The sequence below is a fragment of the Chloroflexota bacterium genome (assembly GCA_026710945.1).
In the GTDB taxonomy this organism is placed as follows: Bacteria; Chloroflexota; UBA11872; order VXOZ01; family VXOZ01; genus VXOZ01.
Window position 1 is genome coordinate 13,873 of record JAPOQA010000050.1, and the last position, 21,188, is coordinate 35,060.

General features: G+C 58.8%; 17 protein-coding genes. 6 read left to right on the forward strand and 11 right to left on the reverse strand.

Annotation, left to right across the window (positions count from 1 at the left end; all coding sequences use genetic code 11):
* Positions 1–22: 22 nt before the first annotated feature.
* On the forward strand, positions 23–991 hold the full coding sequence (locus tag OXE05_10030; protein ID MCY4437656.1) for a DUF2817 domain-containing protein: 969 nt from the start codon (positions 23–25) through the stop codon (positions 989–991).
* A gap of 44 nt (positions 992–1,035) precedes the next feature.
* Here the strand turns inward: OXE05_10030 and OXE05_10035 are convergent, their stop codons facing one another.
* From OXE05_10035 to OXE05_10045, 3 genes are all read right to left on the reverse strand, one after another.
* The gene (locus OXE05_10035) at positions 1,036–1,383 is read right to left on the reverse strand and encodes a DUF86 domain-containing protein (protein ID MCY4437657.1); all 348 of its coding nucleotides are present in this window, start codon (positions 1,381–1,383) and stop codon (positions 1,036–1,038) included.
* Positions 1,373–1,684, reverse strand: a complete 312-nt coding sequence (locus OXE05_10040) for a nucleotidyltransferase domain-containing protein (GenBank protein ID MCY4437658.1) — start codon at positions 1,682–1,684, stop codon at positions 1,373–1,375. The genes OXE05_10035 and OXE05_10040 overlap by 11 nt, the downstream gene beginning before the upstream one ends.
* Positions 1,685–1,766: 82 nt before the next feature.
* Positions 1,767–2,339, reverse strand: coding sequence for a hypothetical protein (locus OXE05_10045; GenBank protein MCY4437659.1), 573 nt, complete (start codon positions 2,337–2,339; stop codon positions 1,767–1,769).
* A gap of 471 nt (positions 2,340–2,810) precedes the next feature.
* On the opposite strand from OXE05_10045, the gene OXE05_10050 reads away from it, so the two are divergent.
* The gene (locus OXE05_10050; protein ID MCY4437660.1) at positions 2,811–3,776 is read left to right on the forward strand and encodes a 3-phosphoglycerate dehydrogenase; all 966 of its coding nucleotides are present in this window, start codon (positions 2,811–2,813) and stop codon (positions 3,774–3,776) included.
* A 531-nt stretch (positions 3,777–4,307) separates the two neighbouring features.
* Positions 4,308–5,111, forward strand: coding sequence for a class I SAM-dependent methyltransferase (locus OXE05_10055; GenBank protein ID MCY4437661.1), 804 nt, complete (start codon positions 4,308–4,310; stop codon positions 5,109–5,111).
* A gap of 380 nt (positions 5,112–5,491) precedes the next feature.
* Here OXE05_10055 and ftsZ read toward each other — a convergent pair whose 3' ends face one another.
* Together ftsZ and OXE05_10065 are read right to left on the reverse strand one after the other, a co-directional pair.
* Positions 5,492–6,673, reverse strand: a complete 1,182-nt coding sequence (ftsZ, locus tag OXE05_10060) for a cell division protein FtsZ (protein ID MCY4437662.1) — start codon at positions 6,671–6,673, stop codon at positions 5,492–5,494.
* Positions 6,651–7,427, reverse strand: a complete 777-nt coding sequence (locus OXE05_10065; GenBank protein ID MCY4437663.1) for a ParA family protein — start codon at positions 7,425–7,427, stop codon at positions 6,651–6,653. Before OXE05_10065 ends, ftsZ begins: the two co-directional genes overlap by 23 nt.
* Before the next feature lie 659 nt (positions 7,428–8,086).
* Here OXE05_10065 and thiE point away from each other — a divergent pair.
* Together thiE and mnmG are read left to right on the forward strand one after the other, a co-directional pair.
* Positions 8,087–8,716 carry a thiamine phosphate synthase gene (gene thiE, locus OXE05_10070; protein ID MCY4437664.1) on the forward strand — a complete coding sequence of 210 codons (630 nt, stop codon included), beginning with the start codon at positions 8,087–8,089 and terminating at the stop codon, positions 8,714–8,716.
* 659 nt (positions 8,717–9,375) lie between these two features.
* Positions 9,376–11,340: a tRNA uridine-5-carboxymethylaminomethyl(34) synthesis enzyme MnmG gene (gene mnmG, locus OXE05_10075; GenBank protein ID MCY4437665.1), complete on the forward strand. Its 1,965-nt coding sequence runs from the start codon at positions 9,376–9,378 to the stop codon at positions 11,338–11,340.
* Positions 11,341–12,871: 1,531 nt separating this feature from the next.
* Here the strand turns inward: mnmG and OXE05_10080 are convergent.
* The 6 genes from OXE05_10080 to OXE05_10105 form a co-directional block, all read right to left on the reverse strand.
* The gene (locus OXE05_10080; protein MCY4437666.1) at positions 12,872–13,189 is read right to left on the reverse strand and encodes a hypothetical protein; all 318 of its coding nucleotides are present in this window, start codon (positions 13,187–13,189) and stop codon (positions 12,872–12,874) included.
* Between the two features lie 722 nt (positions 13,190–13,911).
* Positions 13,912–15,171, reverse strand: a complete 1,260-nt coding sequence (locus OXE05_10085; GenBank protein MCY4437667.1) for an ABC transporter permease — start codon at positions 15,169–15,171, stop codon at positions 13,912–13,914.
* A gap of 180 nt (positions 15,172–15,351) precedes the next feature.
* Positions 15,352–15,585, reverse strand: a complete 234-nt coding sequence (locus OXE05_10090) for a DUF1640 domain-containing protein (GenBank protein ID MCY4437668.1) — start codon at positions 15,583–15,585, stop codon at positions 15,352–15,354.
* A gap of 92 nt (positions 15,586–15,677) precedes the next feature.
* On the reverse strand, positions 15,678–16,955 hold the full coding sequence (locus OXE05_10095) for an ABC transporter permease (protein MCY4437669.1): 1,278 nt from the start codon (positions 16,953–16,955) through the stop codon (positions 15,678–15,680).
* On the reverse strand, positions 16,939–17,841 hold the full coding sequence (locus OXE05_10100; protein MCY4437670.1) for an ATP-binding cassette domain-containing protein: 903 nt from the start codon (positions 17,839–17,841) through the stop codon (positions 16,939–16,941). The genes OXE05_10095 and OXE05_10100 overlap by 17 nt, the downstream gene beginning before the upstream one ends.
* A 1,359-nt stretch (positions 17,842–19,200) precedes the next feature.
* Positions 19,201–19,860 carry a 50S ribosomal protein L25 gene (locus tag OXE05_10105; protein ID MCY4437671.1) on the reverse strand — a complete coding sequence of 220 codons (660 nt, stop codon included), beginning with the start codon at positions 19,858–19,860 and terminating at the stop codon, positions 19,201–19,203.
* 329 nt (positions 19,861–20,189) lie between these two features.
* Between OXE05_10105 and OXE05_10110 the strand changes: the two genes are divergently transcribed.
* Positions 20,190–21,158 (forward strand): site-specific DNA-methyltransferase, encoded by a 969-nt coding sequence (locus OXE05_10110; GenBank protein ID MCY4437672.1) that lies wholly within the window; start codon positions 20,190–20,192, stop codon positions 21,156–21,158.
* Positions 21,159–21,188: the final 30 nt, after the last annotated feature.

A 21,188-nucleotide genomic window follows, 5' to 3' on the forward strand; every position in this document is an offset into this window, starting at 1 on the left:
TTGAGTGTAGTTCACGGCGAGAATGAATAGCACCTCTAGTGACATTGACAGATACGCGCAAGCGAGCGTACAGCAGGCTACTGTCGGCTTTCTACTAACCGACGGTTCAAGCGTGAAGATTCCCCTGACGCGAATCTTCGGCCATACGCCAAGGCCAAGAGTCGTTGTCGTCGCGGGCGTGCATGGCGACGAGTTGGTGGGACCGCACACCTTGGTCGAACTGGCGCAAGAGCTTGCGCCTAGCGCGTTGCGCGGCACGGTCGTGCTGGTGCCGAGCGCCAATCCGCTCGCCTTTGCTGCCGGTCAGCGCAGAGCGCCGGAGGACGATCTCGACCTGAACCGCATCTTCCCCGGCAAGAGTGGCGGCTCGGCAACAGAGCGCATTGCCCACAGCCTCGCCACGTCGGTCGTCGGTGACGCTGACATGGTAATGGACCTACACAGCGCCGGTCGCGAAGGCGATCTGGTGCCGCTAAGCGGCTTTCGTGAGGCTCACGACGACTGCGCCCGCCGCTCGGCGCGGGCAGCCGCTGCCTTTGGGCTGGAATACGACTGGATGATGCGCTGGTCGCCGGGGACGCTCTCCACCTGGGCCAATCAACAAGGCATCCCCGCGGTGGGCTGCGAGGTGGGCGGCCGCGGCACGGCCACGCGAGAGCAGATCGATCTTTACAAGGCGGGTGTCATCCGCTGCTTGCGGCACCTCGGCATGCTCGAGCCGCCGCTGGAGGTCGCGTTGCCGCCCAAGGTGTGGACGCAAGAGTATTTAACCGCCCCGTGCAGCGGCCTGCTGGAAGTCCTCGTCGAACCCGGTCAGGAAGTCGCAAGTGGCGAAACGCTCGCCCGCGTGCGCGATCTCTGGGGCAACGTGTGCGGCAACGTCACCGCGCCACGGCACGGCACAATCATGTACACACGGGTAATGCAGTCTGTAGATGAAGGTGAAAACGTCTTCTGGCTGGGACGGCAGGAAGAGAATCCGTGCTACTAGTCCGCATGCAGCACGAGGCGTTGGCCCCGTTCAGTTCGATACGATTAAGCACACCCTTCTACTAAGAGGGAGCGAACTTCTCGGGCGAGAGTTGGGAGTTTCGTTTCAACTACGTCCCACACCAGGCGGTCGTCCACGTCGGTGTATTGGTGGATCAAGATGTTGCGGAAAGCGATGATGCGTTGGTTATCGCTTATTCGTTCCGCCACCAACGCGTCGACTTTGACCAGCCGATTCATTGCCTCTCCGATAATTTCGCACTGCCGCTCTACCGCGGAACGCAGCATGGCGTCACGTCCATAATCTGCAAACGTCCTGCCATGCGTAAAGTCAGTAAGCAAGTTTACAGCATGTTGGATGTCATAGAGGTACTTCTTAGCCTCAAGTCTCATAGAGGGGCGTCCTTGTAGCCTCAACTGCTTCCAAGAAGTACGGGTTCTTGATGGCCGACTCGACTACCAGGTCCACCGGCCTCTTGAAAAGCCGCTGCAGGGCTTCAAGCAGACCAAAGTACGTGTTGGCGTAGACGCCTGGTGGCAGGGTCTTAAATTCCACCACAAAGTCGAGGTCGCTTGCCTCCGAGAAGCTCCGGCCGGTCGCGGCTGAGCCAAACAGGGCAAGCCGCCGGACTTGGTAGCGGCGGCAGAGCCGTTCCAAATCGGCGGCCCGTTCGTTAATGACCGGGTGCGGCACAACGCCCTCCCGCTATTGCAAGCATCAGACGTACTCTCATTGCTCTCTCCGGCCGTTGACCCGGTCTGGGGCGCAGCAAGTGTCAGGTGATCGCTTTGAAATACCCTGCAATGTGCCTATCGTAGTCTGCGGTGTGCCGGAAGGCCTTGGCGGCAAGTCGCGTGCGGAGAGCGGCATCCACCTGGCCATTGGCGAGCGCGTCGAGCACCGGCGCGTAGTCACTCGGATCAACCACTACCAGCACGGAATCGGCGTTCTTGGCTGCGGCGCGGATGAGCGTGGGGCCGCCGATGTCGATATTCTCAACGATCACTTCGTGTCCGGCCCCGCTGTTCAGAGTTTCCACAAAGGGATAGAGGTTCCCGGCCACCACGTCCACGGGCGCGATGGCGTGGTCGCGCAGTGTTTGCACGTGCTCGGGGTCGTCCTGCCGCGCCAGAATGCCGGCGTGTACCGCCGGGTGGAGTGTCTTTACACGCCCATCCAGAATCTCGGGAAAGCCGGTAACGTCACTGATGCCGACGACGGGGATGCCCGCTGCTTCTATCGCACCCTGGGTCCCGCCGGTAGAGACGATTTCACATCCCAACTTGGCTAGCCCTGCCGCAAACTCGACGATGCCGGTCTTGTCGAATACGCTCAGAATCGCACGCATGGGTCCAGCTAACCTCAACTTCACGTGTAGAAATAGGAGTCCGCTTTCGCGGGAATAACGGTCGTCTGCCGTGCGGCGGGCTCACCGCATTGCCCTTCGCATCAGTAATTATACACGTGTTCGGGCCGTACCACTGACACTTGTTTTACCCATAGATGCTGCCAGTTAGCGCGTGATCTGGAGATTCCTGACAATTCGTATGCTGCGGGAGATTATCTCGCTCACTGGGCATAGACTAGACGATATACAGCACATGTAGTTAAGATAGGCAAAGCAAGCCACCTTCGCCGATCCGCCGCGGCGGACGTCTGAGGCCCAGCAAACCTAACTGCACTTGTTCAGTTGCCTCGCCTTTGGCGACAACCGCGTTCCCGTGATATCAACTGCCAACGGCGTGCGTGCACGCCTCCTATTTGCTATGCAGATTGTAGAGTTCTAGGTCAATGCTACGACCCAACTAAGGATGTGACTATGGCAGACAAACGTTTGAAATTCGTCGTACCCGGTGATTCTCCGCCCCAGATTCAGGGCTCGCCACATCTGGAGCGGCTCAAGCCGTACGGCGACGTTGACCTCTATCTCGACCGACCACAGAGCATGGAGGATCAGCTCAAGCGCGTGGAAGGCGCACACGTCATCTTGAACACGCGCGGGGCGATCAAGTGGTTTGCGCCGGCGCTGCAGGCCCTGCCCGACCTGCGCCTCATTGCCACGTGCTCCATTGGCGTCGACTCGATTGACGTTGAGGCGGCGCGGGCGTGCGGCGTAGCCGTGGCCAACCAGCCGGGGCGGACGGCCCCCGTGGTTGCCGAACACATCATCGCGCTCATGTTTGCCGTCGCCAAACGCACGGCGTTCCAGACCGGCGAACTCAAGGCCGGTCGGTGGACACTCAAGCAGAACGTCATGCTCAGCGGCAAGACGCTCGGCGTCGTCGGCACGGGCAACGTGGGCCGTGAAGTCGCCCGCGTTGCCAATCTACTCGGCATGCGCTGCCTGGCGTGGACCTTCAATTCGTCGCCGGAACGGGCACGCGAACTCGGGGTTGAGTTTGTTGAACTCGAGCAACTGCTGCGGGAATCCGACGTTGTGAGCTTGCACGTGCGGCTCAGTGATGAAAGTCATCACCTCATCGGTGCGCGGGAACTCGGCTTGATGAAGCCGGGCGCGCTCCTCATAAACGCCGGTAGAGGTGACTTGGTGGATACCGCCGCTCTGGTTGCTGCGCTGCAATCCGAGCACCTGGCCGGCGCCGCTCTTGATGTCTTCGATCAGGAGCCCCTGCCGCCCGATCACCCAATCTTGACCTGCGATCAGGTGGTTCTCACACCGCACCTGGCCGACCAGACTCCGGAAGGCATCGAGTTGCTGAACGAGGGCGCTGTCTCGAACACCATCGCCTTCCTGGAAGGCCGTCCGCAGAACATCGTCACGTAGAAGGTCCGCGTTCATCCCGAATCCGTCACTCCGGGGAAAGCCGGAGTCCAGCGGTGACGTAAAGACGGATTTCGGCTTTCGCCGGAATTGTAAATGTCAGGTAATTCGTTGACAGATTTGAGAACAAAAGCAACCTTCCGCAGTGCTAGACATGACTCGTACAAATGTCATTCCGAACGAAGCGCAGCGGAGTGAGGAATCTAGAGTACTGTGCCGTATGGGCCATGTTCGACATTGATTCTAGATTCCGCGAACATCGTTCGACGCTCCGCTCGGAATGACATGCCTGTCAACTCCTCAGAATGGAAAGCGGATTCTGTCAACGAATTACTCAACACTTACAGGAATGACAGAAATGAACGGTCCCCGCTCCCTTGTGATAGTAACGGCATTCACGGAACCGCCAAGGGGCTAGTCATCCCAGGCAATGCGCGCACAAGGCGATCGCCGGTCACCAGGTCTGGCGCGTTGGTTGGGCGTAAAGAGTCTACTTCCACCTAATTGAAACTGTAATCCCCTTGGAGCATTGCTGTGGATAAACGCCTCGAAACGAACCGTATCAACTGGAACGAAAGAACTGCTGTTCACGCCGCTTCCGACTTCTACGACGTGGACGGCTTCAAGGCGGGCCAGTTAACCCTTAAAGACATCGAGCGGGCAGAGATCGGCCCCATAGCCGGTAAGTCGTTGCTTCACCTGCAGTGCCACTTTGGTCTGGACACCGTGTCGTGGGCGCGGCTGGGCGCACAGGCGACCGGCGTGGACTTCTCCGACGACGCAGTTGAACTCGCGCGCGCGTTGAATGCTGAAGTCGGCACGGACGCGCGCTTTTTCTGTTCTAACCTTTACGATCTGCCGAACGTGCTCACAGAAGAATTCGACATAGTGTTCACGTCATACGGCATCTTGTGCTGGTTGCCGGACCTTGACCGCTGGGCCGAGGTGGCGTTCCGTTACCTCAAACCGGGCGGGACGTTCTACATGGTGGAATTCCACCCGGTCCTGCAAACGCTTGAGCCCTCCGCGAGTGGTGAGGCTCTGCCGTCTTACAGCTACTTCTGCCAAGAGTTGTACCTTCCGGGCGATGGGCCGTCCTATGCCGGTAGCGAAACCATCGCGAGTCCCAACTATGAGTGGCAGCACAGCCTCGGTGAGATTGTCACGGCCTTAGTTGGCTCCGGACTCAGGATCGAGTTCCTCCATGAGTTTCCCTTCTGCCACTATCAAGCGCTGCCCAACATGGTGCAGGGGGATGACGGCTGGTGGCGGTTCCCGGAGAAAAACGAATCTATCCCGCAGATGTTCTCCATACGGGCGACCAAACCTTGCCCATAACTCATAGCTTCCAGTAGAGTTCCCCGCCCGCATGGGGGAACCCCTGTATCCTGGTACGGGGCAAGCTCTGCGGAGCTGTGCCAATCGGTTGAAAACGGGTTGGATCGGTACCGATTTCCTCTACCTGGGGAGAAGGGGCTTAACCGGCTGGGAGACCGGGTTTCGCAAACATCTCTCTAGAAACCAGATTCTTGCCTCTACGAAGAATGGTTAGAGGCGACACACGCCTGCGGAACTTCGCTGCATGTTCTCTCGGACTGAGGAAACAAGAATGAGGCGCAGACTTACACCAGCCATGCCGCCGTAGGCAAGCCAAGCCAGGGAATCCTATCTTGATTCCAAGAGAGTCGGTGCAAAGCAGGCGGGGCTAGGAGCGGAAGTCACCGACTGGGGCGGCGACGGCGCAGAAACGCCGGCAAGTCCAGGTCTTTTACCTCCGCCTCTTCCATCTCGACTTCCGGCCGGACGGCGGGCTCGTCGTCGCGTGTCGGGCCGCGCCTACCGGAGCGCTGCGGCTGTTCGCCGGGGAGGCCGGTGGCAATCAGCGTAACTTGCACTTCTTCCTGGTTCGCCGGATCGATAGACGCGCCGAAGATGATATTGGCTTCGCGGTCTACCGTGGTGCTAACCATTTCAGCGGCGGCGCTGATTTCCTGAATACTCATGTCGGGTCCGCCGCGGAAGTTCAACAGCACGCCCCGAGCGCCCTTAACGGCCTTATCGGAGAGGGGATCTTTCATCGCTTCTTCCACTGCCAGCAGCATGCGATTCTCGCCGGACCCGATGCCCATCCCCATCATGGCAGTTCCCGCATCCTGCATCACCGAACGCACGTCGGCAAAGTCTACGTTGATGATCCCTGTCGTGGTCACAAGCTCGGTAATGGACTTGACACCGTTTACGAGCATCTCATCAGCCAGAGCAAACGCTTCCGTCATCGGCGCCGAAGCCGGCACTGCAGCCAGGAGGCGGTCGTTGTGAATGACGATGAGTGTATCCACGTGCTGTTGGAGCGCTTGCAGGCCGGCAGTCGCATTGCGCTGCCGTGGGCGACCCTCGAACATGAAGGGCAGCGTGACGACTCCCACCGTAAGCGCGCCGTGGCGCCTGGCTAGTTCGGCGACAATAGGCGCCGCGCCGGTGCCGGTGCCGCCGCCCATGCCCGCAGTCACAAAGACCATATCCGCGCCACTGACGAGTTGCTCAATGTCTTGGACACTCTCTTCAGCCGCCCGTTGGCCTAATTCCGGTTGTCCGCCCGTGCCGCGAAGACGGGTGATGCGATCTCCAATGGCGAGTTTGTCTTCCGCGCGTGAGACCTGGAGCGCTTGCGCATCCGTATTAATGACCGCGTATGCAGCACCAACCACGTTGGATTCGATCATGCGGTTCACCGCGTTGCTACCGCAGCCGCCCACGCCGACGATGCGAATCTGTATGATCCCACGCGCCTCGCGCGCATGGGAGCCGGGAACAACCATGTCAGGCACCACCGGGCGGGGACGCGTGCTATCTTTCACGTTCTCCAACCGCTCGGGATCAAAGCCGGGACGCTTCGACACGGTCTAACACCTCTCTGGCTAGTAGCTGATATGCATGGGTTGCTTTCTTACCGCCTGCGTATGCATTGACCGGGACTCCCGCCGACGCGGCCTCCAAAATCTTGCTGTTTATCCCAATCTCGGTAGTAAACACGCGGTCGCCCCAACGTTCGTGCAGGTACTGCCAAACCGCCTTTTCTTCGCGCAGCCGGCGGTCGTACTTGCTAAGTAACACACCCAGTATTTCAATTCTCGGATTGAGCGCTGCCGCCTCTCCAATGGTGTCTTGTAACATATACAGGCCTTGCAAGGAAAAGAAACGCGCTTCGGTAGGTATAATCACGCAGTCTGCGGCTACCAGCGCGTTTATCGTGAGCAAACCAAGTGAGGGAGGCGTGTCGATCAGGATGAAGTCGTATTGATCCCGAAATTTGTCCAAGTGCTCGCGCAGGCGCAATTCGCGACCTATGACCGCTGCCAGTTGAAACTCTACACTCGCGAGTTCCAACGATGCAGGCACGATGTCAATCGACATGCCCGCGTCGTCTTCAACGCGGTAAATGGGCAATTCCACCTTACGATCGCGCAACGCGTTCGCTACAGAGGTCTGTAACTCCCGCTCCAGACCAAAGTGAGCGGTCAAATTGGCCTGAGCATCCATGTCTACCGCCAAAATGCGCTTACCCATCAACGAGAGAGTAGCACCTAGATTAGCAGTTGTCGTCGTCTTGCCAACACCACCTTTTTGGTTGGCACAGGCAATTATGAGCGCCATACCCCTTGCTCTGTTGCTTCGTGCGGCCAAGCACTCCAATCTATCCCCGTAGTGTAACATAAGGTGTATGCGCCCACAACTAACCGATTGACTGGCAATCCTTGTTGTATGAATTCCCGGTGGGACCCGGGATAGGCGCTGTCAGTACTGTACTCTACAAAGTTGTGTTGAAAGCGTTTCCGTTCGCTCTTGACTCTTTGACAAGCCTGTGCTCAGCACTTCGACAGGCTCAGGACGAGTGGAATCTGGCTCTTCCGACGAGCTCGCAATCCGTTCATTCGATTAGTCTTCACTTTTGCCGTTCGGGGTACGCTTGTCACTGCCATTCGTGGTGAGTAGGCGTCGCGAAGCCCTTGCCGATCCATGATCGGCGATTGGCCGAGGATCTCTTGCACTATCCCCTATGACCTTGAATCGCCCCATAACGCAATAGCAAGGGCGGCGAGACTCGACCGTGCGCTTGGTTCGCACATCAGGCCAATCCCTCGCCGGGAGCCATCAAATTTCCATCTGCCGGACGAAAGAGATTTGACGCTTGACTGCGGGCCGTAGGACAATTCTTCTCCGACTTGGCGTTCGAGACGGGGAGCACAAGATTATACGCAACTCCTCCAAGCTGTTGCGCGCTTACGTGAGACTCTGAACGTCTGTTCTTGCCAATGAGCCCTAAACGAACACTGGATCTGCGCCTCTACATTGTGCTCGATCCGGCAGTAGCCGGAGGGCGCTCCGTAGTGGCAATTGCCCGCCAGGCAATTGTCGGTGGGGCGACCATGCTCCAATTGCGCGACAAGCGCTCTCCCGACCGTGACGTTCTGGCTGCGGCGACGGCCGTATCCCAACTCTGCAGGACTGCATGCATCCCCTTTATCGTGAATGACCGTGTGGATATTGCCTATGCGTGCGGCGCGGACGGCGTGCACCTCGGTCACGACGACCTGCCGCCTGCGGTCGCCCGCAAGCTGCTGGGCGACGATGCCATCATCGGCATGTCGGCCGGCAATCTCGCTGAGTTGGCGGCGGTGCTGCCCGCCCGTCCCGACTATCTCGGCGTGGGCCCCATGTACGCGACGCGCACGAAAGACGATGCCGGTGCTCCGGTCGGCCCCGCCATGGTCCGCGCGCTGCGGGAGGCTGCGCCTGCCATTCCTCTTGTGGGCATTGGCGGCATTACGGCAGAGAACGCCGCAGCCGTGGTAGCGGCAGGCGCAGACGGCATCGCCGTCGTTTCGGCTGTGGTGGGCGCACAGGACGTCGAAGCCGCAACGCGGGCCCTGCGCACTCTCTAGTGCCGATGTCAACAATCTTCCCCAAACTCCTGCGAAGGCATCTCCGCAACTTGAGCTGGGCGCACCCGAACCTCGTCTCCCGATGCGGACCACTGCGAAACCCAAGCCCGCGAAAGAAATTGTCCCCCCTCTCCCTGTGAGCTTGTCTGACAAGTGCATCGCTCCCTGTAGTCTTGCCCATCGACAGGCCTGCGCTGAGCTTGCCGTAGTGCTCGGAACCCGCCCCGCACTCGATACGCTGAATCGAGTGCGGGGCAGGCTCTCGCCCTCTCCCGTCGAGGGAGAGGGGACATCTGCGCTGTGGCGAGGGTTGTGCAAAGGTCTTCCCAGGGAGAGGGAGTACCATACTTTCCTCAGGATCTCGTTACGCAAAGGTCTCCGTCGAGGAAGAGGGCACTCTCTCACTTCCGCTAAGGTTACGCCAAGGTCTCCACAGGGAGAGGGCCTGGGCGAGGGGAGCTTAACCATGTGCTCCCCTCTTCGCGCCCTCTTCGCGCCCTCTTCGCGCCCTCGTCACACTCACACAGTGTTTTCGGGTGAGAATTGCTTGTTTCGTAGACAGCGCGTCGTATATGCTCGATAGAGAGTGTCCGGCCAATGTTTGCGCGTTCCTCCTCGCCTTCATGCGATTGAAGTAGCAACAGGTCACAGAAACCTCCATGAACCAATGTCAACCAGCGCACTATGATGTAATAGTCGTTGGCGCGGGCCATGCCGGCTGTGAGGCGGCGCTCGCGGCGGCGCGCATGGGGTGCAGCACGCTGGTCGTCACCGGCGACCGCGAGCGCATCGCCTTCATGCCCTGCAATCCCTCGATTGGGGGACCGGCCAAGGGGCATCTTGTGCGAGAGATTGACGCCCTTGGCGGCGAAATGGGCAAGATCACCGACCGTACTTTTATCCAGATTCGCTTGCTCAACAGCAGCAAGGGACCCGCAGTGCAGGCGCTGCGCGCCCAGTGCGACAAGCACCTCTACGCCCAAGCAATGCGCCAAGTGCTGGAAAACCAGGCAAACTTGACCATCCACGACGGCCTGGTTGAAGATCTCATCACGACCAATACGCCTGAGGAGCGCCGCCGCGTCACCGGCGTAAAGACCAAGGCCGGCCACTCGTTCCGTGCACCGACTGTCGTTCTGACCACCGGCACTTTCCTGCAAGGCATGCTGATTACGGGCGAGAAGCGTGTTGAGGGTGGACGCGCTGGCGAAGCGCCGGCCCAGGGTCTTTCACACGCATTGCGCGGGCTGGGCTTTCAACTACGCCGCCTGAAAACCGGCACCCCACCGCGCGTCCTCGCAGAGAGCATCGACTTTGCGCTTACCACGCCGCAGCCCGGCTCGCAACAGCCGCTGCGATTCTCATTCACACCCCTAAGGGAAGAAGAAATCCGGCGGGAGGAGCCGGACCCGGTGTACCCCTTCCAGATCGAAACGCCCTGGCGGCGGCAGATGGTCTGCTACTTGACGCACACCAACCCGGCTACGCACGACATCATCCGCGACAACCTCCACCGGGCGCCCATGTTCAACGGGAGCATCAGCGGAACAGGACCCCGCTATTGTCCCTCTATCGAGGACAAGATCGTGCGGTTCGCGCACAAAGACTCCCACCAACTCTTCCTCGAGCCGGAGGGATATACCACGCATGAGGTCTATGTGCAGGGAGCGAATACCAGCTTGCCGGAAGACGTGCAGGCGGCGATGCTGCGCACCGTTCCGGCGCTGCGCAGCGCGGAGATTGTGCGGCATGGCTACGCCGTCGAGTACGATCACGTGGTAACGGACCAGACGAACGTCACGTTGGAGGCCAAGTCGGTCTCCGGCCTCTTCTTTGCCGGTCAGATCAACGGCACCTCCGGCTACGAAGAAGCAGCGGCGCAGGGACTCATCGCCGGCATCAACGCCGCCCGTCTCGTGCAGGGCAAACCGGCCGTCGTGTTAGGGCGCGACCAAGCGTACATCGGCGTGATGCTGGATGATCTCGTAAGCCAGGAGCATCGAGAACCCTATCGCCTGTTCACCTCCCGCGCAGAATACCGGTTGCTGCTGCGCCACGATAACGCCGACCTGCGCCTCACACCGCTTGGATATGAGGTCGGCCTGATCGACGGAGAGCGCCATGCGGCTGTCATGGCAAAGGGCGATCAGATTGGACGCGCCTTGGAGCGTCTTCGTAACCACTGGATTACGCCATCGCTCAGTACAAATGGCGCACTGGCAAGAGCCGGCGTGCAGCCGCTCAGTAGCCAGGCGAATGCGCTGAGCCTCCTGCAGCGCCCGCGCGGGCGCTACGCAGTCGTTGCCGCGCTTATGGGCGAGCAGGCGGACGAGCTCGATCCCGAGGTCGTTGCGCAAATCGAGCTTGAAGCGCGCTATGCGGGCTATGTGGAGCGCCAGCAGTCGCAGGTGAAAAAGATGGCGCGCATGGAGGCGATGGCACTGCCGCAGGACTTCGACTACGACCAGCTTCCCTCCTTGCGGGTGGAAGCGCGACAAAAGCTGGGGCAATTTCAGCCGCGCACGATCGGCCAGGCCGCCCGCATTGCCGGAGTCACCCCGGCGGATATTGCCGTGCTCATGGTGCACGTACACCGGCATGCGGCCAAGGCAACGGCGCGGTGAGCGGCCAACCCACCAAACGCACACGCCGCCGCGAGCAGTAAGCCGCTCAAGCCCGCAACCGCGCCCGCAACCCCGTATGGCAGCACGTCCACGCGATAGTCTTTTTCACGGGCGTGATTCTCTTGCTCTAGCTCATTGGCCGTGCGGCCTAGCGCAGCGGCGTCCTCCGCAGTCTTCCCGGTACACCGGCGCCGATTCAGTGCAATGAACACATCCCGTCTGTGGACACGCCGCACCCGCCGTACCATAGCGTGCAGTCCACTTCCGGCTGGCACGTAGCGACGTAGGTGCCGTGGGGAGTGCGCAAGACGCCAATTCCAATTGAGCGTCACGTGCACTATCTTGTAGTCGGCGGCGTGCTGGTGCATAACAACTGCGAGGGCAAAAACCGGGAGATAGCAATCCGTTCGCGCTGAGCCTGTCGAAGCATGAACGGAGAGACCTGCAAGCGGACTGCACAGCGTTGTACGCGGAGCTTAAGGCGTTGGCCGACCGTCATGTATACGTCGCGGCACGAGTAATGCAAAAGTCTCCTGGGCGAGAGTACGCCCTTCGTGCGGGGCAAGACCCCAAGGAGAAGTCAAGAGGTTCCGCTGTGCCCCTGGAATTGGAACTGATCGGACCCGGCTCCGCGTACCTGGCGGGCACAAATGCACAGGTGTCGCCGAGTTAAATGAAACGAGCGCAAGCCTTGGCTCACGCTCTACAGCAAAGGTACTGCCGAGATAGGCGTTTACGTCAGTGCCCGGCAGAAACCAAACAGTCCCGACCCTCGGTGGGCCCATTGCGACTTACGACGGCGCTAACACTCTGCAATTCCTACGTGCTCAAGCCTGGCAACTCTTGCAGGCCGCTTGAGACGACAAGAGGCACATGAGACTCCGTCTCGAGAAGACTGCATACGCCAAGATCTTCGCTGCACTCAGGAGCGGAGGCGACTTTGCAACACGAGTGAAACCTGTGCCGCCCCTCCAACGCCGTTCTCACATCAAGCACAAAAAGCAAAAGTTAAACCAGTCTGACGTTCCCTGTCGAAGAAGAGCACGCCTCTGTACACTTCTCCTTATGCTACCTGGTCACCTTGCGGCAATGACCGTACCGCAATGGTTCAGTATCAAGTTGCGAGTACCTAGTTAACCATACCGCCGCTTCACGTGTCAACCGCTCTTCGTGCGCCGGTTGGAGCCCGCTCTGCCCATGCCTACGTGCGGTGGCAATGTGTGTCAAAGGAGCAGTTTTGTGAGGATATCGTACGAAACGCTGTGCTAGTTCTGACGGAGCACATGCACGCAAATCCGCGCCTTGCTGTGTCGTTGCCGGCAGGAAATGCGATCAAATCCACCCAGTATGTTTACCGCCCAAACTCTCCGCAGCCACTAGGGCACTATCCCTGTACACTTACCCTAACGCCTCCTTAGGTTTCACCAGCCTTCGTCCGCAAACTTAAGGTACCACCCTGCGACGCCGACCCGACCCAGGAGCTCAGCCTCCAATTTTCGGTTCCAAGTTAACCACAGTCCCGTTTCACGTGTCAAACGCTCGCAGCACTCTTCATGCACGCGTTATTCGTCGGTTGTGCCAAACCGAAATGCAGTCTCTCAGACGCATTTTCATGCGAGCAATTCGGCCTGCGAAGGTTGCTCGCCCCCTGGCCGCGCCGACCGCAATTGGACTGCCGCAGTCTGCCCAGCGTGAAACAGTATTCGAGCGTCCTGCCGGCATCTTGCGGCATCCTGCCGGCGTTTTTCGGCACCTTGCCGACATCTTCCGGCACTGTGCCGACATCTTCCGGCACTGTGCCGACATCTTCCGGCACTGTGCCGAAGTCTACCAGTGGAAGGGCGTACACGCAGCGTTACGACCGCTACTGCGTACGAACTGGAGTTCTAAACCACTTTCACACGGCGACCAAGGATGGTCGCTCGCACTCTTGTCTCCCATTCATTTCATCGAGCCGTCCACTGCCTCGTCGCAGCACATTTCGTACCGGCGAGGTTCCAGTCTTCGGCTACGGCACCAAGTAAACCACACTATCGCTCCAAGTGTCAAACTCCCAATGGAAGCTCGCAGTGTGCGCATATCTAGTCCGTTCACACAGAACTCTCGACAGCAGCAAGGGCAAATCGTTACAATCGCAGCCCCGCCCACGCTCCCAAAGCACTCCTGGTTGCGCCATTGCGGGTGCGGCTCGCGAGACATTGACACAGCCCTGCCAACCCGAGCTATAAAGCAGCCTCCTCGCCATGGAGCACCAGTGGTTTCCCGAGTCTCACGGCGCCAGCTACCGGATGCCTGGGCGAATCCTGAGTTGGAGCTGCAGCTTCGCTCACTGTGGGGGCATGCTTTGCATTGCCCTGGGAGAAGAGCTCAGTATGACTCCGGCCGGATTTGCCAAGCTGCTCCCTTTGCCCTGGGCGAGGGGTAACGCGAGGACACTCTTGCTAAGCCGGTTCCAACATCCATTGAGGGTCTGCGTATAGCTGTGGCAATTTGGCGATGGTTGGCTGAATTAAGGTGACTCACCCTCACGCCGGAACCAGATGCGGTATCGCGGGTCTATTCAAGACTCTGCTAGTTGGCGTGGCGCAACGCCAGCCAGAGCCGTCGCAGGGTCATCCGCTGCCCGTAGATGAGGATGCCGGCTCGGAATACCCGCGCCGAAAGCCAGAGGAGCGCCAGGCCGCTCACAATGGTTACACCCAGACTGAGCGCGACCTCCCAGAGCGCAACGTCGGTCACTCCGAGCCGAATCATCATGGTGGCGGGAGCAGTGAAGGGGATGAAGGTGAGTATCCGCGCGAATGCGCCGTTGGGAGCGAGTGAAATGAGTGTGGCAAGGACAAGCGGTGTCAACGCAGGCAGGAGGATGATAGTGGACAGTGAAGACGCCTCACGCGCCGAAACCGTGGCAGCGCTGATTGCCGTCATCACTACGGCAAAGACGAAATACCCGGCGAGAAAAAACACGACGATAGCCAGTGCCAGCGCCGGCGCCAGGGCCATGTCGCCGATCTCCGGAAAAGCACCCACGATGCGCGGGCCCAACACCGCCAATGAGACCAGCCAGATGCCTACCTGCAGGAGGCCGGTCGCACCGAGGCCGAGCACCTTGCCGGACATCAACGCTAAAGGCGAAACCGACGTGATAAGCACTTCGACGACGCGATTCTCTTTCTCTTCGGAGACACTTTGCAACAATGTTCCGCTTACCATGAAGATGACCATGATCATGATCCACGCCGACAAGAAAGGCACCGTGAAGAACGTGAGTATCTGCCCTTCTTCTGCCGCGGCCACGTCGCCACCGCGTGTCACCTCGTAACGTGTGAGGTCCAGGGGATTGCGCAGGCGCCCGATTTGTTCTGCGGAAAGATCCGCAAACGTGAGGGCTTGTAGTACAAGATCGCGCATGCGGTCTTCACTGTCATCGCCCGCGATGATGCTGCTAATGCCCTTATCCGTGTGCAGCCACTCAATGCGGCCGGTTTGGATGAATTCCTCAGGAACTATGAAGAGGTCGTCCACGTCTCCCGCCTGCAAGGCGGCAATACCGGCTTGGCGGTCGGCAAATGCTAAAACTGCCGAGGACTCCAAATTCGCGAACGTGAGGTCTGGGGAACGGTTGACGACGGCAACGACGCGTCCGTCGCCGGCGCGGTCGGCGCTCTCACTGTCACTCCCGAAGAAACCGCGCACCAGCGGCGCCGCAAGCGCCAGCACAAGCACAATTACCACCGGCGTAAACGTGATGATGAGGTACTGCTTGCGGCGAATACCGCGTCGCACCTCTTCCGACAGGACGATGCCTATTTCGGACCAGAGTCTTTGCACGTGCTTATCTATTCGCCAATCATGTGATTAAGCAGTGGCCGACCGGTGAAACGAGACTCTTCGCTCCAAATGGTGTGGCGTAGATAGGAAGACGATCCGAGAGGAACTCCTCGGCATTCTTCCTACTACTCTAGTAATGGTAAAAGGTGCGCTCTGCATAAAGACAAGCGCGAATGAACTTCAACGCGACAGCAGCTCGAGCGCAGCGAGAATCGCCACACCGGCCGCGACCATAGCCCCGAGGCGCAGCGTAAGTCGCAACTCTAATTCCCGCAGGCGCGCATCCAAATGATCCTTGGTTACTAACGCCCCGAATCCCTCGCGCCCCACGTCCAGCAGGGCTTGAGCTTGACGCTCCGTGAATCCTGCCTCAACCAGCGACGTAAACGCCTTGTGCGTATCGAACACCGCCATTAATACTGCTCCCTCGCTTCACGCGAGCTCAATTCCCACCGATTCGTATTGTACCGGTTTTGTTTTTCAATGTGCCATTGGGGACCAGTCTCTCAACCGCCATACCGCAGCGCCGCCCATGCCGCACGCAGGCTCATCCGTTGGCCGTACAACAATAGGCCCGCGCGGAAGATGCGGCTTGCCAGCCAGAGCAAGAGTGCCGCCGACACAATCATCAAAACCAGACTGATTGCAACCTCGGCTGGCGCCACGTGGCTGGACGCAAGGCGCAGCATCATCGACGTCGCTGCCGTGATCGGCAGGAACGAGAGGAAGCGCGGCAACCAGTGGTCTGCTGAAGTCAGAAAGAGCGGCATGGCATAGAACGGCACAGCAAGGGGAATGATGACCAAAGCGGTGAGCGGTCCTGCTTCCGATGTCGAGGTAGTGGCAGCGCCAATCCCTGCCATGAGCGCGGCCGCGATAGCGTAGCCGGCGAGAAAGAACGCCAGCACAAGGAGCAAGAAGCCGATGTCGATGGGAATGCCACCTAGATCCGGTAGTACTCCCGCGAAGCGGGGCACGATCAAAATGACCGCTGCAACCCATACCGACATCTGTATCAGGCCGGCCAGACCCAGCGCCAGCACTTTGCCCGTCATGATTGCCAGCGGTGAGGCGGAGGTGAGCAAGACCTCCACCATACGGTTCTCTTTCTCTTCGGTAACGGTTTGGAGCAAGATTGTGCCGTAGGCAATCAGGGTGAAGATCAGCGCGATGGCGAAACCTTGCCCCACTATGAATGAAACTGCAACCGCTGCGCCCCTATCCTCATTCAGCGCGCCATCATCCGCTACCGTGAAGCGCTGGAATTGCGGACGCGCCAGCGCCCGTTGCCTATGCGCGGGAGACTCGGTCTCACCCAAGAGTGCGTCGGTCAGAATGAGGCGCAGTTGACCCCGGCTCGCGGTCTCATCGTCGCTGTAATAGTATTCAACATCGCCGGTGGCGGTGTAGTCCGGCAGGATGACGAAGAGTTCGTTGATTTCCCCGGTCTTTAAATCGTCCAATCCTGCCGCTGTCTCGGCGTATTCTCGAAATTCCGGGAATTGGCTGAAGTCTACGGCGAGGTCCGTCGCCTGCAGAACAATGCCAACGGGCGTGTCGGGGCCAACTTGGCCTGACTCACTCGCGGTAGAGCTGGCGGCGTTTCCGGCGCCGGAGTCTGTGCTATCGTCTGCCACGATGCCTCTGACCACCGGTATCGCGATCCAGATGAGGACGAGCAAAACCGGTATTGCCAGCGTTGCAATGAGAAACCCCTTGCCGCCGATCTGCTTGCGAAACTCGTGCGCAAACACGATGCGGGTGCCGTCAAGCGCTGCGGGCACGACTCACCTCTTCGATGAACATGTCACGCAGGGAGGGCAAGGCGACTTCAAATCGCTCCACCGGAATGCCGGCATCCAGGAAGGAACGGAGCACGGCGTTGGGGTCCGACCCTTCGTTCAAGAGGTACTCGAACTGTCCGTCCTCGACCTTGGCATGGCCAACTCCGGGCACGTCCGGCGGTTGTTGCGGCGCGGCTACGCGAATATTCTGTATGCCGCGCGCCCGCTTCAACTCATCGAGCGCGCCGTAGAGTAACACGTTGCCGCCGCTGACGAGCACAACACGCTCGCACATCTCTTCTACGTCTTCCATGTTGTGTGAGCTGAAGATGATGGAAGCGCCCCGCTGCTGTTGCTCGGTGATGATCTCTTTCATCACTTGCACATTGAGAGGGTCAAGCCCGGAGAACGGCTCGTCGAGGATGACAAGATCGGGTTGGTGCAGCAGCGCGCTGGCAAACTGGGCAAGCTGGTTCATGCCGCGTGAGAGCGCCTGCACCTTCTTGGCACGGTGTTCGTAGAGGCCGACGCGATCCAGCATGGCATCGGTCCGTGCTTGCGCTTCCTTGGCGCTCAAACCCTTGAGGCGCCCCAGGTAGCGCAGCACGTCGCTGAGGACCGCCTTCTGATACAGTCCGCGTTCCTCGGGCAGGTAGCCGATCCGCTGCAAGGCCTGCCGCGTCGGCGCACTGCCGAACAACGCAACCGTGCCGGAATCCGGATGGATGATGTCTAGCGCCATGCGGATGGTAGTGGTCTTACCGGCCCCGTTGGGCCCCACCAGACCCAGTATCTCCTGCGGCTCCACCGTAAAGGAGACGCCATCGACCACCGTGGTGCGACCGAAGACCTTCTTGACACCGTCTACTATCAAGGCACTCGCCACGGGCAGGGCTCCTATGTCGCAAGCTGAGCGGCTTTAGTTAGCCTTTCTTACATTATAACGTACACCAAGAAAGTTCCGATCTGCCCTGCTCCGGCGCCAGGTGATTTGCATTGAGGTTATACCGTGCATTTGATTGGCGCCGCGCCAAGGGTCTCGCACTAGTGCAGGGACAAAACCGGCGTTGGCGGTGTGTCGTGCCGGCCGCAATCGGATGCATCGCAGCGCGGTCGCTCGTCACTACGCTCGGGGCGGGGGCCGGGTAGCGAAAGGGTGAATTCTCGACTCTAGACGGGAGACAATTGAAGATGAAGACTCTTCTAGGCTCCGCGCCGAAAGCGTGCAATTGCCTACCGCAGGGCAAAGGGTACCTTGTAGAACATTGGCCGGATGTGCAAGAGACTCGCTCTACTTGGGAGACCTGTGCAAAGCTTCGGCCGGAGGGGGAAGCATTCTTTGTTTACCTGGGAGGCCTTCACATAGCCCCACTTTCAAGCAAAGGCACTCCCCCTCCTGGGGGAGAGGGTTGGGGTGAGGGGGTCTTTATGCTGCAATGGCCCTTTACGCTGGGCAGTGTCAAGATGTAGCCGAGCAAATGTCGGTATGCTATGGAGAGAATTCAGGAGATTCACCCTCACCCTAGCCCTCTCCCGTCGAGGGAGAGGGGACATCTGCGCTGTGGCGAGGGTTATGCAAAGGTCTCCCTCGAGGGAGAGGGAACGCTCTCGCTTCCGCTTTGGTTTCGCAATGGTCTTCGGCGGGAGAAGGTTAGAGCCTGCCACATACTCGATACAGTGTATCGACACGATACGCGGGTGAGGGGGGCTTTCCCGCAATCTGGGGGCTATCTTCCCGTTCTTGCACGCTTGCGTATCGGTCTTGCCGGTAAAGAGGACGGGGTAAGCAGAAGTCCCCTCACCCCAGCCCTCTCCCCGAGGAGAGGGAGTAGGTCTTGTACCTCCGGGCGGGATTACGCTAAGTTGTCCGCCGGGAGAGGGTTAGAGCCTGCCATATACTCGATACAGCGTATCGACACGGTACGGGGGTGAAGGGGAATAGGCGCGGATCCCGCTTGAATTCAGTCAATTGGCTGAGATACCCAGGGCAAACGCAATGGTCCAAAGTGAGAGTCTCCAATGTTAACGGGAACTACTCGCCACATCGAGCGACATACAAGGGTCTTACTTGGGAGGAGGAGACCGGAACCTGCCCGGTACTGGGTACGTGGGTTTAGATTGTTCCAATTTGCCCAGCCAAAGAGCACGCATCCAATTACGGTGTCTTGTTTCTGGTTGCGCGGAAGGAACTGATCGCAGTTGAGGGCACTGCCTCTACGCAGCTCGACGAGCCGGCGCGAAGCTTTTATTCTTCGCTCTCTTCTCCCTCGGCGCCATCTTCGCCTTCTTCGGCGCCCTCTTCGCCCTCCAGCTCTTCGTCCTCATCCGGCGTCTCTTCCTCAATCACGCGCGGCCGTTCCGCGCGCACCACGAGATCATCGGGGTCGGCTTCTATCGTGACACCATCCGGTGCCTTGAGGTCGCTGACGAGCTGCGAGTAATCGATGTCGGCGAGCACGCTGACGTCAACTTCGAAGTTCTCGGGTATGTCATCCGGCAACGCTGAAACCGACACCTCATTGATGTGCTGGATAACGATGGCGCCGAGCTCCACAGCCGGCGCTTCGCCAGTGAGATAAACCGGCACCAACGCGCTTACGGGCTTCGTCAAGTCAACCTGCACGAAACTCACGTGCAGCACGCGACTGGTCGGCGGATCGTGCTGAACCTCTTGCACCAGCACCGGCACCGTTTCCCCGCCGTTCACCGCCAAGTCAATGACGCCGGTGGCTCCCACGCGTTGATGGACAGCGATGAATTCGAGTCCGTCCAGCGTTAGGGGAATTGAATCCAAGGAGAGACCGTAGACGTTTCCCGGCACCATACCGTTCCGGCGGAGCCGCTTCACTTTCTTGCCGAAGGTTTCTCGCCTATCTGCTTGTAACTGCTCATGTTTTCTGGCCATGCGCCCACTAAACTCCTGAGTCGCCTTGCGCGACCTACCGCTTGTTGCTCACCGTTTGTTTCCAATAAAGAAAGGCACGCTGTTTGTATTGCAAATCCATATTCCAAAAAGCGCGCCAACTACCTACTTTACACGCTTGGCAGACCCACGCCAAGTGCAAGCGCTGTTGCTGGCCATTACTCGGGAGGATGATGGTCTTTCACAGCGCATTGCGACCTCACACCTGCGAGAGAACACTACAAAGTGGCATGTGGCGGTATGTCAGGTACAATACCAAACATAGGTGCTTGGATAGTCTTCCCAACCCTCAGGTCTGGAAAGGACCCCTTGTGGGCGCTGTCAACGTTTCCACAGAGTTTGATCCCAATGCAGACTTTGTTCTTCACGAGGGTGATTGCCTCGATCTACTTCAGAAGCTTCCCTCGGGTTTGGCAAAGCTGATTGTTACGTCACCCCCATATAACTTGGGGAAGTCTTATGAGAAGCGCCTGGAATTGGATACCTACGTGGAGCAGCAGCGCAGAGTAATCGAACAGTGTGTACGTATTCTCCACGAGCGAGGAAGTCTCTGCTGGCAGGTTGGAAACTATGTGGACAGAGGAAAGATTATTCCACTGGATGTAGCTCTTTTTCCAATTTTTGACTCGCTGGGACTATCGTTGCGAAATCGAGTCGTGTGGCATTTTGAACATGGTCTCCACTCCTCCAAGAGGTTCTCAGGGCGCTATGAGGTGATCTTGTGGTTCACCAAGGGTGATGAGTATACATTCAACCTAGATGCAGTTCGTGTACCGCAAAAGTATCCGATGAAGAAGTACTTTAAAGGGCCAAAGAAGGGTCAGTACTCTGGCAATCCTCTGGGAAAGAATCCCGGTGACCTCTGGAACATTCCGAACGTAAAGGCCAATCATGTTGAAAAGACCTCTCACCCTTGCCAGTTCCCGGTTGAACTCATAGAGAGGCTGGTGCTTTCTATGACGGACGAGAGAGACTGGGTGCTTGACCCCTTCATGGGTGTTGGCACTTCTGCAATTGCAGCCCTCATGCACGGACGCAAAGCAATCTGCGCAGAAACCCAAGCCGAATACATAGACATTGCAAGAAGCCGCATTCGGGAAGCAGAACAAGGAAAACTGCGTATTCGCCCACTGGAACGACCCGTCTACGATCCAGATAATCCTGATATCCAAGTTCCCCCGCAAAGTGTTCACATTAATGGCATGTCCACCCAAGACAGGCTCTTTCAAAGGCCACCTAACTACGATCCTTCTGACTTACACCCCACGCCAGATGACTAGTTTAGTCGGCTTTCCATGTCGCAAGTCTAG